We start from the raw sequence: 16,244 nt of genomic DNA on the forward strand, positions 1-16,244 counted from the left end.
TGGTTGCCGGACGGGAACATAGCCTATTTGGGCCGTATTGATGACCAAGTGAAGATCAGGGGGTTCCGGATCGAGCCGGGAGAAGTGGAAAATGCGCTGCGGCAACTGGAAGGAATCCAAGATGCGGTTGTGGTTGCAACTAATCATCATGAAATCCAATCGTTATGTGGGTATATCGTCTCTCATACAGTGGTTGATCCATTTGAGATTAAACAAAACTTAAAGAAGTTCCTTCCATCGTACATGATTCCATCGTTTATTATGCAATTGGAGCAAATTCCTGTCACAAGCTCAGGGAAAGTGGATAAACATCGGTTGCCTTCGCCAAACGTGCGGGCCCTTGTGGAAGACGATACATTTGTTGCCGCGCAAAACGATAGGGAGAAGGAACTTGTAACCATTTGGCGTGACATTCTTGTGAGTGAGCAAATCGGCATTCATGATAATTTCTTTGAACTAGGCGGAAATTCATTATTAATCATGAGTATGTTGGCTCGAATTGAAGAAAAGTACCCAGGGATTGTAAAAGTAGGCGATATATTCGCAAATCCGACTATCGCCCAGTTGGCAACGTTCATAGATGTAAGTCGTCAAGCAGCATTGAGATGTGCACAAGTTCCGTTCCCAGATTCGTATCTGTTAGGTAGTAGGAACAAGGAATTCGTATTCCATTTCCAAGATAACAGTGATTTATTTCATGTACTGAAGGAAATGCAATCAGAGAACGAGACAGCACTGGAGTCGTGGCTATTGTTTCTGTACACATACAGTGTTATCGAGGCGACAGGTCAGCAGGAGCTGTCGGTTTGCTATGGGGCGAATAATACTTTTTCATCATTCGAGATCTGTAATCACGACGACTTGAATGTATTGTTGGAGAACGTAAATAGCAAGAAACAAGCAGCTCCAAAATGCACACAAGCAAAATTTATTATTGATTACAAGCAAAATGGGTTATTTCCGATGTTTTTATATCAGTTCACAGGAAATAAAGGCTATACGGAATACTGTGATTTCTCATTCTCTTTTACTATGAATGAAGAAGCTGTTTATTTTGAGGCAAAGATTTTAAATCGCACCCTCAATTCGGATTATATTCAATCGTTGTTTTTAAGATGGATTCAGATTGTCCAGCATGTCAGTTTGAAAGAAAAAGATGATAACAAAGTACGATAGGAGCCATTGCTGTAATAAATGAATTCGAGGTTTGAATGAAAAAAGCACCTTCTGTATGCTGGGGAACGTTCGATCCAAAGAACAAACCCCAGCACAGGAGGCACTCTACAATGAAGGATAAACACATCAGAAAACAGAATCAATGAATTCAATAAATACAAAAGCTTGCTCGCTACGTTGATATTGGGCAAATAAATCGGTAGAGAACCTACCATCCCGGATACGTGGGCTATGAAGCGCAGGTGTGCCTACACGTCGCATTGGTGGGGGTCTTGCCAAGTCTTATGTTCCATTTTCCTGCTGATATCAGTGAAAAGGGAATGCGTATGCGAATTTTGATCCATTTTGTAATCGTAGAAGTTGTGATGCTTACATTCACGAATTGGATGGGCTGGGTAACGGGAGCAGTTGGCACAATGATAGTCGCAGTTGAAATCGCAATTATCTCCCTTCTCGTCCGTTGGCTTGGATGGAGCAGTGATAGGAAGGTCGCAACGAAAATCAACGAGCAGTTGCGAAAACTAAAAAATGATAAAGTTCAATAAGACGGGGAAGCAGCAGCTTACCTCGTCTTTTTTTTTAGCTTACTTTGTTATTCCTACAGCATAGTGTCGTACATATTTACTCTGCACCAATCGTTAATTATGCTGATGCTGCACTGATGAAGCAGAGGAGGATTGAATTTGGATAATAGAAATCATAATTTTAATCATTGCAGCTGTTTGTGAGATATCTTTTGCACTATACCGCATTTGTACAAAGTCATATCAGAAAAAGATCAAAGCCATGATAAGGCTTGGCGCGTTTGCAGCATTCCTAATTTTCACATTGGCGTCGGTTATTGAATGGAGCTTCCGTTGGCTGGGGCTTAGACTGTTGCTGCTTGTCTGGGCGCTTCTTGGAGTGTGGACGCTCATACGCAGCAAAGAGGAACGAAAAAATATAGAAGCAGCCGCGTTATCAGAATGCAATTGCTATGCTTCTGCTCGTTGTCATCGCTTTAACTTCAGCCCTCTTACAAACCTGTCTCTGGTTTCCCCGCTGTTGTCCAATATGCTGCAGGGCGGCAGGGCAGAGATTGATCCATTTACTGTCTTGAGACGATGAATCATATTCTAGTAGAGTTTTTCGATTGCTATCTCAAAGGGCAGGGTGCTTCACATCTGCGGGGACATAATGACGAGCAAATCCTCAATTCTTTTATCTTTTATTTTTTTCATATTGCCATTCAGATCGTTTGTGCTATAATTATGTCGAATGGACGACCATTCACGTCATGCACAATAGAAGAAGTTATAGACAATGGAAGTTTGGTGCAAATCCAACGCGGTCCCGCCACTGTAATAGGCCGATGAGCTCGGTCTTAAGTCAGGTCTTTTGTCTAGTAACTTTGCCAGGCCAGTCATTTCGAGGCGAAAGTGACTGGTTTACAAGTCTAGTGACGATACCGCCTCGCTAGGCTTTTTTACATTGCTTGAAGGCTGCCGACAATGCTGTCGGAGGGGCCGGGTGCTCGCCGCCAAACATACGAAGACGTATAAATAAAAGCAAGCGGGACATTTTTCAACGATGAAGAATCATATGCACAATGGTGTGCATGTCCCAATTTTTTTGCAGAAGATTTGTCGTAATGATGAAATCGTCGACATTGCGGTTGACGCATGTTTGCATTACGATGTACAGTATAAATGACAATTGAATGATAAGCTGCACAATGGCGTGCAGACAACATAACAAGCAAAGAGGCTTTTTAAAGGGAACTATTCCTTTGAGAGGCCTCTTTTTTTGTTGTAACTACTCCTTGGAGGTGCTTTACGTGGACAAACTTTCGATTAAAGCCGATCTCTACATGGGTCATGGTGCGCTGGATCGTCTGATGGAATGGCGCAATAAGCGTATTTTCATCGTTACCGATCCTTTTATGGTCAAATCAGGGATGATCAACATGGTATTCGATCGGCTGCATGACAGCAATGAGCAATATATTTTCAGCAACATCGTACCAGATCCGCCGGTTGAGATTGTCACAGAAGGTGTAGAGGCATTAGGCGCATTCAACACCGACTTGATTATTGCTATCGGCGGCGGCTCCGCTATTGATGCGGCCAAGGCGATGAAGCTGTTTGCACAAAAGCTGCTGAACCAGCAAGACATTCCATTCGTGGCAATCCCGACGACAAGCGGGACGGGCTCCGAGGTGACATCATTTTCGGTAATCAGTGATAAGCAGAAAAACATTAAATACCCGCTCGTATCCGATGAGATGCTGCCGCAAGAGGCGATATTAGATCCGGAACTGGTTAAGAGTGTTCCAGACTTCATTACGGCTGATACCGGAATGGATGTGTTGACGCATGCAATCGAAGCTTATGTATCTACGAAGGCGAACGATATATCGGATGCGCTGGCAGAGAAGGCTATCAAGTTGGTATTTGCTTATTTGCCAAGAGCCTATAAGGATGGCAGTGATTTAGAAGCGCGTGAGAAAATGCATAATGCATCCTGCATAGCGGGTATGGCATTCAACATTACTTCGCTCGGACTGAATCATGGCATTGCGCATGTCGCAGGGGCCAAATTCAAAATTGCGCATGGCCGCATGAATGCAATGCTGCTCCCGCATGTCATTGAATTCAATGCGAATTATAAACCAGGGTATGGCAGGGAAGAGAGCACTGCTGCCGCAGTTCGCTACGCAGAAATCGCCAAGAGCTTGGGACTGTCCGCACCAAATCCAAAGAGCGGTGTTCGCAGCCTTGTACAAGCGATCAAGCAGCTGCAGAAACAACTGCAGATGCCGCATACGCTGAAGGAATGTGGAGTTGATCAGGCGCTGCTGGATGAAATGAGGGACTCGATTGCCGAGGGAGCACTGAAGGATGGCTGCACGGCGACGAATCCTCGCGTGCCAACGGCAGGGGATGTGGCCGAAATTTTGAACAAAATGTTTCAATCTTGAGATTGCGTCGAATTTTGTCTGAATGTGTATTGACAACGTTTGCAGTATTAAAATATAGTAAAGGTAACACAACGGCGTGTTGCATACAAAACCAAGCAAAGAGGCTTCTTAAAAATTCCTGCGCGAACTTTTTAAGGGGCTTTTATGTTTTTTACAGCAATTTCACGTGTTTTCTGACATGAGAGTGAGATGATGGTATGGAGCAACACCAGAATGAAAAACAACGCGTTATCCAAGAGTACGTGCCTGGTAAACAGGTCACATTGGCTCATATTATCGCGAATCCGAACCCGGACATCTACAAAAAGCTGGGATTGGGCAGCGATGCGCACGATTCAATCGGCGTCATGACCATAACACCAAGCGAGGCATCTATTATAGCAGCGGATATCGCAACGAAGGCTGCTGGAGTACAAATCGGCTTTGTCGATCGCTTTAGCGGATCGCTTGTGATTACAGGCGATGTATCCTCCGTTGAATCTGCTATAAGTGAAGTGCTGCTTGGCTTGCAAAATATTTTAGGCTTCTCTGCTGCTGCGAACATTACAAGAACGTAGGTGAAGAAGCTGATGAAAAAAATTATTTTCGCCGGAAGCACCGGTTCAGGCAAGACAACGCTGTGCCAATGGCTGCATGGTGAAGAAATTGCCTATAAAAAAACGCAAGCGATCGAAAGCTTCGACCAAGCGATTGATACGCCGGGGGAGTGCATCGAGAATCGATATTTGTACAAGATGCTGCTCGTATCGAGCGTAGATGCAGATGTAATCGGGCTTGTGCAAGATTGCACGAAGGAAGACAGTTACTTTCCACCCGCCTTCGCAACCGTATTCGCCAAGCCGGTTATCGGCGTGGTAACCAAGGTGGAGCTGGCACAGTCGCAGGAGGAAATCGCGCAAGCGAGAGCTCACCTTCAAGCGGCTGGTGTGGAACGGATTTTTGAAGTCTCGACGATAGAGAATGTGGGAGTGGAGGCGCTTCGGCAATATTTGGAGGCGTAAACGGTTTATTCTACTGCAAGAAGCGGAATACCGGTAGACAAGCAAATAACGGCAGACAATGAGGTGCATGACACATGAATGGAAAAATTGTAATAGTCGATGACGAACCTATTACAAGAATGGATATTCGTGAGATGCTCGAAGAGGCGGACTACAATGTAGTAGGCGAAGCTTCCGATGGATTTGAAGCCATCGAATTATGCAAGAAGCATCTGCCAGACCTCGTCATCATGGATGTTCAAATGCCCATCCTCGATGGGCTTAAGGCTAGTAAACGAATCTTATCAGAGCAGCTGGCGGGAGGAATTCTTCTCTTAACCGCCTTCAGCGACAAGCAAACCATCGAGAAAGCCTCGGCTGTCGGTGCGCTTGGCTATCTGGTAAAGCCGCTTGATGAAAAGTCGTTCATTCCCATGGTGGAAGTGACCATCGCAAAAGGCAAGGAAATACGCAAGTTGGAGCAGAATCTATCGAAGCTGACGCAGAAGATGGAAGAGCGTAAAGCGGTTGAGAAGGCAAAAGGGATTCTGATGAAGGAAAATGGCTACACCGAAGAGGAAGCCTATCAAACCTTGCGCAAATTGAGTATGGATAGACGATGTCCGATGATTGAAATCGCTACCACGATCGTCATGTCCTATGATTGATTTCAAAGAACGAATTGGGAAGTTGTGCAGGCTGCATACGGGGTTGTCCGAAGCGGACATTGCATGGATTTGTGAAATCGCCGAGTCTTTTGAGAATACCGACGTTAAGGACGATGTGTTCATTGACGTGCTGTCCAGTGTAGCGAATGAGGCTATCGTCGTGTATCACCGTCGACCAAATGAAGGAAAGTCGCTGTACAAGCGGCCGGTCACAGGCGAGAAGGCGCTGCGCGAGAATGAGCCTGGCGTACTGAGAACGCTGGAGACCGGAATGATGTCGCAGGGTCTGGTTGCCAACACGCAGGAGAATCACCTTGTTCGGCAGACCGTCTATCCGATGAAAAATCAAGATGGCGTAATTGCGGTCGTCATTTACGAGAAAGATGTAAGCGACAATATCCAAGCCCACTTCAATATGGGATCAGGTGTGCCTTATGAAGATGGTGAAATGTCTTCAATGCTTACGGCAATGCTGCGGTTCAAGGATTCGCTCATCAATCAGTTGGAGGATGCCGTTCTCGTATTCGACAAGTACGGATTTTTGAAGCTGAAAAATAAGCAGGCAGACGCATATTACAGGCAGCTTGGTTATTTGGAGGATATACAGGGCTTGCATTATGACAATCTGTCGCTTGATCGGACGATGTTCTCTGAGGTGATGAAGCAGCATTCATCTTCACCGTGCTGTCCGCTCACGACTGACGTGAAGGCAGCGGGCCGCTATTTTCAAGTGAAGCGGTTGTTTATTGAGGAGAAGGATTTATGTGTAGGCGTCATCCTGCACGATGTGACCGAGATTAAAGACAAGGAAGCAGAAATCATTTCGAAATCGGTAGCGATCCGTGAAATTCACCATCGTGTAAAAAATAATTTGCAGACGGTAGCATCGCTGCTGCGCATTCAAGGACGTCAGTGCAAGAGCCCTGAGGCCAAAAAGTGTCTGGACGACAGCGTCAGCCGGGTATTGGCGATTGCGGCCACCCATGAGCTGTTATCAACGGAAATTGATGCGCAAGTGGATCTGCTGGACGTTATTCGGCTCATTGCAACGAATATCGAGCGCTGCTTTTTACATTGCCATGCGATTGAGATGGACATCACGTCGACGCAGAGCATTTGTCTGGATAGCGACCGCACAGTGGATATTGCGCTCATCGTGAGCGAGCTGCTTCACAATAGTTATGAGCATGCGTTTGGCGATTGCACGCAGGGCAAGATTACGGTTCACGCGCAAGCGGAAGGCGATCTCGTGACTGTCATCGTGGCTGATAATGGGACAGGCTTTGCGGTAGAAGACGCTCCGCGCAAAAGCTTGGGGTTATCTATTGTTCGCAGCTATGTGAAGGATAAGCTGAAGGGAAAGCTGACAATCGCTTCTGGCGATGATGGCACTGCTGTTACGTTTACGTTCAAAAAATGAATATTCGGACTACAAGGGCGTAGTTTTAGAAGCAAAGAGGCTTAAAGTTGACCGGTTCCGGTTTTTATCGGAATTCGGCAGTACTTTAAGCCTTTTTTTATTCGCTTTTAAATTGTACCGCAATCAAGGGGAAAATTGATGCCCGAATGTTCAATTTGAAATCAATGGATGGGGGTGAACGAAGTGGAAGAGCAATTGCTTAGTGTCGGCATCGATATGGGGACATCGACAACTCAGATTGTGCTGTCGAAGCTCCATATTCAAAATCTGGCGTCTTCTTTCTCGGTGCCGCGTCTAGTCATTACAGATAAAGAAGTCGTGTATCGAAGCGATATATGCTTCACGCCTGTAATGGAAGACAATCGAATCGATATGCAGAAGATTCAGGTATTCATTCAGGAGCAGTACGAGAAGGCGGGCATTCGCAAGGAAGACATTCAGACAGGTGCGGTCATTATTACCGGCGAGACGGCCCGCAAGGAAAATGCCAATGAAGCTGTACTCTCGTTAAGCGGATTCGCCGGTGATTTCGTCGTCGCAACAGCAGGCCCGGATCTGGAAAGCATTATTGCAGCTAAAGGTGCCGGCGCCCATACGTATTCCAAGGAGCATTCCACTTCTATCGTCAATATCGATATTGGCGGCGGCACAAGTAATTTGGCGCTGTTCGCTAACGGCGATCTTATCGATACAGGATGCCTCGATATTGGTGGGCGGCTGATTAAGGTGGATCAAGGCACGCATGAGGTTACGTATATTGCGCCAAAAATCAAGCAGCTTGCAGAGCAAAGGGGAATCAAGCTTGCTCTGGGGCAGCGGGTGACTCCAGTTGATCTGGAACCGATTATCGGAGAGATGGTCAAGCTGCTCGAAGAGAGTGTAGGCCTCAGGCAGGCTGGAGATTTCTATGACACGATCATCACGAACAAAGGGCTCAAGCTGGAACGTTCGATTCCATGCATTTCGTTCTCCGGCGGCGTAGCGGACTACATTTATCAAGAGGCATCAGGTGATGTGTTCCAATATGGCGACATTGGCATCTTGCTAGGCAGGGCGATCGCTGCTTCACCGCTTACGTCGCAGATGACTGTGGCCCGTTCGGCGGAGACGATTCGAGCGACCGTAGTCGGAGCAGGCTCTCATACGACGGAAATTAGCGGCAGCACGATTACGTACACGGAGGAGAGCTTCCCAATCAAGAATATTCCGATTTTGAAGCTGGCCGCTGCGGATGAGTCAGGAAGCAGCGATAGGCTGTCGCAGGCTGTCGCCGACAAGCTGAATTGGTTCAAGCTGAACAATGATTTGCAGCGAGTCGCGATCGCCGTGGAAGGGAAGAAGAGCCCGAGCTTTCAAGAGGTGCAGAAATATGCACAAGGACTGTACCAAGGCATGTCCGAGCTGCTGGAGCGGGATTATCCACTCATCGTGATCGTCCATCACGATATGGCGAAGGTGCTGGGACAGACACTGTACGCGCTGCTTGGTTACAAGAAGGATGTTGTCTGCATCGACAGCGTCATGGTCGACAACGGCGACTATATCGACATCGGCAAGCCAATTGCGAATGGCAAGGTGTTGCCGGTCGTGATTAAAACCCTCGTATTTCATTAGAGGAGATTAGTAAGATAAATTGATTTCGATTTGGAAGGAGGAGCTTTTGTGATTTTAAAAACAAAGCTGTTTGGCCGCGTGTATCAGTTCAGTACGCTCATGGAAGTCATGGCAAAGGCCAACGAGGAAAAATCGGGTGATACCTTGGCCGGACTGGGGGCTACTTCATCAGAAGAGCGTGTAGCGGCAAAGGTCGTATTGTCTCAAATTAAGCTGTCGGATTTGCGCAACAATCCGGCCGTTCCTTACGAGGTAGATGAGGTTACCCGCATTATTCAAGACGGGGTTAACGAGCGCATCTACAGTGAAATTCAGAATTGGACGGTTGAAGAACTGCGGGAGTGGATTCTGAATGAAAACACAACTGAAGCTGACATCAAGCGAGTATCCCGCGGATTAACGGCAGAGATGATTGCTGCGGTTACGAAGATTATGTCCAACCTTGACCTGATGTACGGTGCGAAGAAAATTCGTATCACGGCTACTGCCAATACAACAATCGGACGTTCGGGTACATTGTCGGCACGCTTGCAGCCGAACCACCCAACAGATGACCCGGATGGAATCATGGCTTCCCTTATGGAAGGCTTAACCTTCGGTATCGGGGACGCCGTGCTCGGTCTCAACCCGGTTGATGATTCCGTTGAGAGCGTGACGCGCGTGCTGAAGCGGTTCGAGGAGTTCCGCCAGAAGTGGGACATTCCAACACAAACCTGCGTATTGGCTCACGTTACCACGCAAATGGAAGCGGTGAAGCGCGGCGCGCCGACCGGACTGATATTCCAATCGATCGCTGGCTCCCAAAAAGGGAATGAAGCATTTGGCTTCAATGCCGATACGATTGCGGAAGCGCAGCAGCTTGTCTTGCAGCACGGACAAGTAGCAGGACCTAACGTGATGTACTTTGAAACAGGTCAAGGTTCGGAGCTGTCTTCCGAAGCCCATCATGGCATTGACCAAGTAACGATGGAAGCGCGCTGCTATGGGTTTGCGAAGAAGTACAATCCGTTCCTTGTCAATACTGTTGTCGGATTCATCGGTCCAGAGTATCTGTACGATGCGAAGCAGGTAGTTCGCGCTGGCTTGGAAGATCACTTCATGGGCAAGCTGACAGGCATCTCCATGGGTTGTGATGCTTGCTACACGAACCATATGAAGGCTGATCAGAATGACTTAGAAAACTTGGCAGTTCTCTTATCCACTGCAGGCTGCAATTTCTTCATGGGCATCCCGCACGGTGATGATGTCATGCTTAACTATCAGACAACTGGCTATCATGAAACTGCGACACTGCGCGAATTGCTCGGCTTGCGTCCGATCCGCGAGTTTGAACAATGGATGGAGAAAATGGGCTTCATTGAAAATGGCAAGCTGACGAAAAAAGCCGGAGACGCTTCGGTGTTTCTCAAGTAGGGAAAGGAGGAAGCTCTTATGAATGAAAAAGATCTGAAGTCGATGATTGAGTCGATCTTAAACGAAATGGTAGGAAACAAGACAGAGCAGGCAGCGGAAGCAGTCAAGCCAGCAGAATCGAAGGCCGCGGATGCCTCTACTCCGCAAAAAAAGACAGCAGAGGCTGCTGTTGGCGGGCTTGTACAAGCGACTGCAACAATGAAGGAAGAAGAACAAGTGGACGATGGCGAATGTCTGGATGACATTACAGAAATTGATCTGCGCAAATTGCTGCTTGTTCCGGAACCGGAAGATCGCGAAGGCTACCTGAAAATGAAAGAGAAAACACCGGCTCGACTTGGTGTATGGCGTGCGGGCCCGCGTTATAAGACGATTACGTCGCTGCGCTTCCGCGCTGACCATGCTGCTGCACAGGATGCGGTGTTCTCCTACGTTTCCGAAGATTTCGTGAAGGAAATGAACCTTGTGCCGGTTGCGACAAAATGTCGGGACAAGGATGAATATATTACGCGCCCTGATTTGGGACGTCAATTCTCGGATGACACGATTGCGTATATTAAGCAGAACACAACGAAGCAGGCCAAAGTTCAGATCATGGTCGGGGACGGATTGAGCTCGGCTGCGATCGAAGCGAATTTGCGCGATATTATTCCCGCGATTACGCAAGGCTTGAAAATGTACGGCTTTGAGGCCGGCAATATCCTGTTCGTTAAGCATTGCCGCGTTCCGTCAATGGATGTCATTGGAGATGTAACAGAAGCGGATGTCGTATGCTTGCTCGTTGGCGAGCGTCCGGGACTGGTGACTGCAGAATCAATGAGTGCCTATATTGCTTATAAGCCAACTGTAGGGATGCCTGAAGCAAGACGCACCGTTATTTCCAACATTCACTCGGGCGGTACGCCTGCAGTTGAAGCGGGCGCTCATATTGCGGAACTCATCAAGACAATGATCGACCGCAAAGCATCTGGTATTGATTTGAAACTATAGCGGTTGTTCGAAGCGCAATTATGGATTGAATTTCGTCAATTCGAACACACAATGATAGCAATCGTAAGGAGGAAGGCACGTATGAGAAACGAACCGATTCATGCAACCGTGCTCGGCATGAAGCTCATTTCCAACGTAAGCCTGGATATGGCAAGCAAGCTGGAGCTCAAGCCGCACCATAAAAGTCTAGGCATCATTACTGCCGACATTGACGATGTCACGTATGTGGCATTGGATGAAGCGACGAAGTCGGCTGCTGTAGATGTCGTTTACGCAAAAAGCATGTATGCCGGATCGGCCAATGCTTCGACGAAGCTGGCGGGCGAGGTCATTGGGATCTTGGCTGGGCCTAATCCAGAGGAAGTGCGCAGCGGCATGAGTGCCGTTGCAGATTTCATTGAGAGCGGCGCGCACTTCGTGAGCGCTAATGAGGATAATAGCATTACGTATTTCGCTCACTGCGTGTCCCGCACAGGCTCGTATTTGTCCGAGACAGCGGGCATCCGGGAAGGAGAAGCGCTGGCTTATTTGATCGCTCCTCCACTGGAAGCCATGTATGCATTAGATGCAGCGTTGAAGGCTGCGGATGTCACTATTGCCGCATTTTTCGGACCGCCTTCTGAAACTAACTTCGCAGGCGGCTTGCTCACAGGCAGCCAATCGGCCTGCAAGGCAGCATGCGATGCCTTCGCGGACGCTGTCCAATTCGTCGCAGATAATCCGACGAGTTATTAAGGTAGCGTACGATGAGACATAGCGCGTTAGGATTGGTTGAGGTTAGAGGTTATCTGGGTGCAGTCGCTGCGGCGGATGCCGCATTGAAGGCAGCGAGTGTAACCTGCATCGGAGTAGAGATCATTAAGGGCGGATTGGTGACAGTTAAGCTCGATGGAGATGTCGGTGCGGTGCAGGCAGCCGTTGAGGCAGGGGCAGAAATGGCCACACGGCTGGATGTACTGGTAACACGCCATGTCATTGCTCGAATGCACGAAGAGACGGCTGCCTTGGTGGCAGAGCCTTTTGATGCTCATGAAAATGGTGAAGATACTTCTGACGTTGAGAGTGTTCTTACCAGCCAAGCAGTCGAAATAGACACAAAGGACGCAGAAGTGGTGTCCGATAAAGTGTCTGAAAAAGCTCCCATAGCTCAGACGAACCAAGCAAAGGAAGCTTCGAAGACAGAAGAACCGAAAGTCAAAACAGCTTCTGATGCAAAGTCGAAGGCCGATACTGCTGCGATGGAATCACATGCCAAGGCAGTATCTGCAGCAGTTGAGGGTGGCAATAAAGTCGAAGAACGGAAGCCAAACCCTGGACACATGGGCACTGTTCAGTCGACTGCCAAACCAGCAGCTACTGTAGAAAAGGCAAAGGATGCAGCAAAAAGCCAAGGCAACGGCAGCGCCTCAATCGTGAAGCCGGTGCCAGCACCGACAACGAAGCGCAGTAAGTCAAACAAAAAAGCAAGCTTGTAAAAAATGTTGTAGAGAGAAGGAATATTGATGGAAACATTGGATAAAGACCTGCGATCCATTCAAGAAGTCCGTGATCTGATTAAGAAAGCCAAGGAAGCGCAAGCGAAGCTTGCCGTTATGACGCAGGAGCAAATTGACGGCATCGTCAAGGCGGTAGCGGATGCTGGCTACAAGCATCGCGAGAAGCTCGCAAAAATGGCAAACGAAGAAACAGGCTTCGGTCGTTGGCAGGACAAGATTATTAAGAACTCATTTGCTTCCAAGCAAGTGTATGCATCCATTAAGGACATGAAAACAGTCGGTGTGTTGAAGGATGATAAAGCGCACAAAGTGATGGAGGTAGCGGTTCCAGTCGGCGTGATTGCTGGTCTGATTCCGTCCACGAATCCAACTTCGACTGTGATTTACAAAGCGCTTATTTCGTTAAAAGCCGGAAACAGTATTGTGTTCTCTCCGCACCCGAATGCACTTAAGAGCATTTTGGAAACGGTGAAGGTAATCAGCGAGGCAGCCGCGGAAGCAGGATGTCCAGAAGGCGCTATTGGCGTCATGACGGTTCCGACGATCCAAGGAACAGATCAATTGATGAAGCACAATGACGTTGCCTTGATTCTCGCAACTGGCGGAACAGCGATGGTCAAAGCCGCTTATTCCTCCGGTACGCCGGCAATCGGGGTTGGCCCGGGCAATGGCCCTGCCTTCATTGAGAAGAGCGCGAACATCCCGCTTGCAGTCAAGCGCATCATGGATTCCAAAACGTTCGATAACGGCACAATCTGTGCATCCGAACAATCCGTTGTTGTGGAAGCATGCAGCAAGGATGCGGTAATAGCGGAATTTAAAAAGCAGGGAGCGTACTTCCTTTCCAAGGAAGAGGCAGCACAGCTTGGCAAGTTCATTATGCGCGCCAATGGCACGATGAACCCGCAAATCGTCGGACGCAGTGTGGCGCATATCGCGAAATTGGCGAACCTGGACATTCCAGCTAATGCACGCGTGCTGATCGCAGAAGAAACGCAAGTTGGACCGAAGGTTCCATACTCTCGCGAGAAGCTGGCTCCGATTCTTGCCTTCTACACAGAAGACAGCTGGGAAGCGGCATGCGAGCGCTGCATTGAGATTCTACATGGCGAGGGCGCAGGCCATACGATGGTCATTCACTCCGAAAATGAAGAAATCATTCGCGAGTTCGCATTGAAGAAGCCAGTATCGCGCTTACTTGTAAATACACCGGGTACACTTGGCGGCATCGGCGCAACAACAGCAATTGCACCGGCTCTTACGCTGGGTTGCGGCGCGGTTGGCGGAAGCTCGACATCCGACAACATCAGCCCGCTTAATTTGCTCAATATCCGTAGAGTCGCTTATGGCCTCCGTGAAATGGAAGATTTGTTGGAGCAGGAGCAGCCTGCGAATGTACAAGATAAATTGGCTGGCCTTGATTTAGGAGACAAAGAAGAGCTGATCGGCATGATCGTCGCTCGTATTCTTGAAAAAATGTAAGATGATAGATTCATCGGGAGTCCTAGTATTCTTATTTATCTATTTCACAATAGCGGTTACTCAACATTTTATATAAACAAAAATTCAAATGATAATTAATTAGGAGGAATTTAATCATGGCAAACGCAAACGCATTGGGAATGGTAGAAACGAAAGGTTTGGTAGGCGCAATTGAAGCAGCAGACGCAATGGTGAAAGCAGCTAACGTTACTTTGATCGGTAAAGAGCAAATCGGCGCAGGTCTCGTAACCGTAATGGTTCGCGGCGACGTAGGTGCAGTTAAGGCAGCTACAGATGCAGGCGCGGCAGCTGCAGAACGTGTTGGCGAATTGTTGTCCGTACACGTAATTCCAAGACCACATTCCGAAGTGGACGCAATCTTGCCTAAAACAAAAACAGTAGAGTAATTCGGATTCCGGACGAGCCTACTGAATAAGGTGGAGCAGGATGCTGGCGCAGCGCGCTTGGCATCCTGCATCTCATCTGTCGTGATGAATCGGCTTGTTCAAGCCGATATGCTGTGCGTAACGATAAGGATTTGAACAACACGCATTCGCACGAGAAGGATGTGAGAACATGGCTGTGATTACGGAAAGCGAACTTCGCAAGCATTTTCGAAATCGGAATTTGAAGGATGTTGCCGTATATGAAACGGCGGCAGGAACAATTCTGACGCCATCGGCCAAGAGCTTCTTGGCGGATCACCAGATTGAGCTTCGATATGTCAAAGCACCTGAACCCGGGGCGAATATGGCTGTACAAGAGACACCGGCGCCCAAAAAAGAAGTTAAGGTTCAAGTTACGAAAAACCTGGATGTCGAGCCTGCGACAGAAGGGAAAAAACGGTTCCGTACGCTGTATGGCGGTTTTTTGGAAACGAAACCGGAACATATGACTCATTTGTATGGCAATATGCTGGTATTCAAGGATCATCCACGGATCTTATTCCGCGGGAAGCTGGATTCACTGGAAACCAAACTATTAGAAGCGCAAATTTGCTGCTTCAAGCTGAACATGACCAAGTTGGTCGATGATTTGGAAGAAATCCTGCAATTCGTACGGCGAATCGTACGGTGCGAGGTATTGAGCGAGAGCATTGAAGAGTTTCATTTGCTTGGGATGAACGCCAAGGAACTGCGCGAGCAGTCCCATTTTCCCAAGAAACACTTTGGATTGGAACATTTTCAACCCAGCTATGATATGGGCGAAGCGGTTGTTGTTATAAATGCGTTGCGCACATTGACGAGGGAAACGGAGCTGCTGGCTTATCAGGCCTTCAAGAAGGAGCATGGCGAAGCAGATCGCGAGGATATCATTCGTTCATTGAACCGACTGTCCTCCTTATTCTGGATAATTATGTTCCGTATCCGTGTTGGACACTACGATGGATGAGGTGAAAATGGTGGAAAACCAACTGGTAGAAAGCATCATTAATGAAGTGGTGAAGCGGGTGCAGAATGAAAAAACCTGCTTCGAGGTGGAGGCATCCGGCAAGCATGTGCATTTGAGTCGCGAAGCGATTGATGCCTTGTTCGGCAAGGGCTACCAATTGACGAAGGCGAAGGACTTGTCCCAGCCTGGGCAATATGCCTGCAAGGAACGCGTTACACTGATCGGCCCGAAGGGTTCGCTGCATAATGTAGTCGTGCTTGGACCAGAGCGCAAGGAGTCGCAAGTGGAAGTATCGCTGACGGATTCCGTTGTGTTGGGCGTATCGGTTCCTGTGAAGGAAAGCGGCAAGCTCGAAGGGACACCAGGTATCGTGATTGCTTCGGGCAGCAATATGATTCGTTTGGAAAAAGGACTTATCGCCGCACAACGCCATATTCATGTGAAGGCAGAAGATGCAGAGAAGTTCGACGTCAAGAACGGCGATATTGTGCAGGTGAAAGTATTTGGCAAGCGCCCGCTTATTTTCGATGATGTGCTTGTTCGCGTTAGTGCGAATTATGAAACTTATATGCATATCGATTACGACGAGGCGAATGCTTGCGGCTTTACAAAGGGAATGAAGGGGAAAATTGTGAAGCAGAGCATCTAGGTTTA

The 16,244-nt window shown here is 48.0% G+C and carries 17 protein-coding genes, 1 pseudogene and 1 riboswitch; of the genes and pseudogenes, 17 read left to right on the forward strand and 1 reads right to left on the reverse strand.

The window, feature by feature from the left end; genetic code table 11:
* Positions 1-1,176 (forward strand): phosphopantetheine-binding protein (locus ACQ5BJ_RS00005; protein WP_430107709.1); only part of this gene is annotated, 1,176 nt, incomplete at its 5' end.
* A 156-nt stretch (positions 1,177-1,332) separates the two neighbouring features.
* On the opposite strand, the pseudogene ACQ5BJ_RS00010 reads toward ACQ5BJ_RS00005, so the two are convergent.
* Positions 1,333-1,431 (reverse strand): annotated as a pseudogene (locus ACQ5BJ_RS00010) (transposase); the annotation flags it as partial.
* Between the two features lie 29 nt (positions 1,432-1,460).
* On the opposite strand from ACQ5BJ_RS00010, the gene ACQ5BJ_RS00015 reads away from it, so the two are divergent.
* From ACQ5BJ_RS00015 to eutD, 16 genes are all read left to right on the forward strand, one after another.
* Positions 1,461-1,721 (forward strand): DUF3021 family protein, encoded by a 261-nt coding sequence (locus tag ACQ5BJ_RS00015; protein ID WP_040736386.1) that lies wholly within the window; start codon positions 1,461-1,463, stop codon positions 1,719-1,721.
* A gap of 241 nt (positions 1,722-1,962) precedes the next feature.
* Positions 1,963-2,283, forward strand: a complete 321-nt coding sequence (locus tag ACQ5BJ_RS00020; protein ID WP_262866798.1) for a hypothetical protein — start codon at positions 1,963-1,965, stop codon at positions 2,281-2,283.
* Positions 2,284-2,454: 171 nt separating this feature from the next.
* A riboswitch (adenosylcobalamin (AdoCbl) riboswitch) is annotated at positions 2,455-2,607 on the forward strand.
* A gap of 385 nt (positions 2,608-2,992) precedes the next feature.
* Positions 2,993-4,135, forward strand: a complete 1,143-nt coding sequence (locus tag ACQ5BJ_RS00025; RefSeq protein ID WP_005549813.1) for a 1-propanol dehydrogenase PduQ — start codon at positions 2,993-2,995, stop codon at positions 4,133-4,135.
* Between the two features lie 197 nt (positions 4,136-4,332).
* Entirely contained in the window at positions 4,333-4,692 is a 360-nt protein-coding gene (locus ACQ5BJ_RS00030; protein ID WP_005549812.1) for a BMC domain-containing protein, read from the forward strand.
* A 12-nt stretch (positions 4,693-4,704) separates the two neighbouring features.
* Positions 4,705-5,136, forward strand: coding sequence for a EutP/PduV family microcompartment system protein (locus tag ACQ5BJ_RS00035; RefSeq protein ID WP_005549810.1), 432 nt, complete (start codon positions 4,705-4,707; stop codon positions 5,134-5,136).
* 74 nt (positions 5,137-5,210) lie between these two features.
* Entirely contained in the window at positions 5,211-5,783 is a 573-nt protein-coding gene (locus ACQ5BJ_RS00040; protein WP_005549809.1) for an ANTAR domain-containing response regulator, read from the forward strand.
* On the forward strand, positions 5,776-7,203 hold the full coding sequence (locus tag ACQ5BJ_RS00045; protein WP_005549807.1) for a sensor histidine kinase: 1,428 nt from the start codon (positions 5,776-5,778) through the stop codon (positions 7,201-7,203). The genes ACQ5BJ_RS00040 and ACQ5BJ_RS00045 overlap by 8 nt, the downstream gene beginning before the upstream one ends.
* A gap of 183 nt (positions 7,204-7,386) precedes the next feature.
* On the forward strand, positions 7,387-8,817 hold the full coding sequence (eutA, locus tag ACQ5BJ_RS00050; RefSeq protein WP_268619857.1) for an ethanolamine ammonia-lyase reactivating factor EutA: 1,431 nt from the start codon (positions 7,387-7,389) through the stop codon (positions 8,815-8,817).
* A 48-nt stretch (positions 8,818-8,865) separates the two neighbouring features.
* Entirely contained in the window at positions 8,866-10,230 is a 1,365-nt protein-coding gene (locus ACQ5BJ_RS00055) for an ethanolamine ammonia-lyase subunit EutB (RefSeq protein WP_005549804.1), read from the forward strand.
* 198 nt (positions 10,231-10,428) lie between these two features.
* Positions 10,429-11,220: an ethanolamine ammonia-lyase subunit EutC gene (gene eutC, locus ACQ5BJ_RS00060; RefSeq protein ID WP_005549802.1), complete on the forward strand. Its 792-nt coding sequence runs from the start codon at positions 10,429-10,431 to the stop codon at positions 11,218-11,220.
* Between the two features lie 81 nt (positions 11,221-11,301).
* Entirely contained in the window at positions 11,302-11,955 is a 654-nt protein-coding gene (gene eutL, locus ACQ5BJ_RS00065; RefSeq protein ID WP_005549801.1) for an ethanolamine utilization microcompartment protein EutL, read from the forward strand.
* An 11-nt stretch (positions 11,956-11,966) separates the two neighbouring features.
* Complete coding sequence (locus ACQ5BJ_RS00070; RefSeq protein ID WP_268600028.1) at positions 11,967-12,695, forward strand: BMC domain-containing protein; 729 nt, start codon at positions 11,967-11,969, stop codon at positions 12,693-12,695.
* A gap of 27 nt (positions 12,696-12,722) precedes the next feature.
* Positions 12,723-14,198, forward strand: a complete 1,476-nt coding sequence (locus ACQ5BJ_RS00075) for an acetaldehyde dehydrogenase (acetylating) (RefSeq protein ID WP_005549799.1) — start codon at positions 12,723-12,725, stop codon at positions 14,196-14,198.
* A 116-nt stretch (positions 14,199-14,314) separates the two neighbouring features.
* The gene (locus ACQ5BJ_RS00080; RefSeq protein WP_005549798.1) at positions 14,315-14,605 is read left to right on the forward strand and encodes a BMC domain-containing protein; all 291 of its coding nucleotides are present in this window, start codon (positions 14,315-14,317) and stop codon (positions 14,603-14,605) included.
* A gap of 169 nt (positions 14,606-14,774) precedes the next feature.
* A complete protein-coding gene (locus tag ACQ5BJ_RS00085; RefSeq protein ID WP_268600029.1) occupies positions 14,775-15,590 on the forward strand; it encodes a cobalamin adenosyltransferase in 816 nt (271 codons plus the stop codon).
* 10 nt (positions 15,591-15,600) lie between these two features.
* Positions 15,601-16,239, forward strand: coding sequence for an ethanolamine utilization phosphate acetyltransferase EutD (gene eutD, locus ACQ5BJ_RS00090; RefSeq protein ID WP_157267137.1), 639 nt, complete (start codon positions 15,601-15,603; stop codon positions 16,237-16,239).
* Positions 16,240-16,244 lie beyond the last annotated feature (5 nt).

The organism is Paenibacillus sp. B1-35 (assembly GCF_050474385.1).
GTDB lineage: Bacteria > Bacillota > Bacilli > Paenibacillales > Paenibacillaceae > Paenibacillus_B > Paenibacillus_B alvei.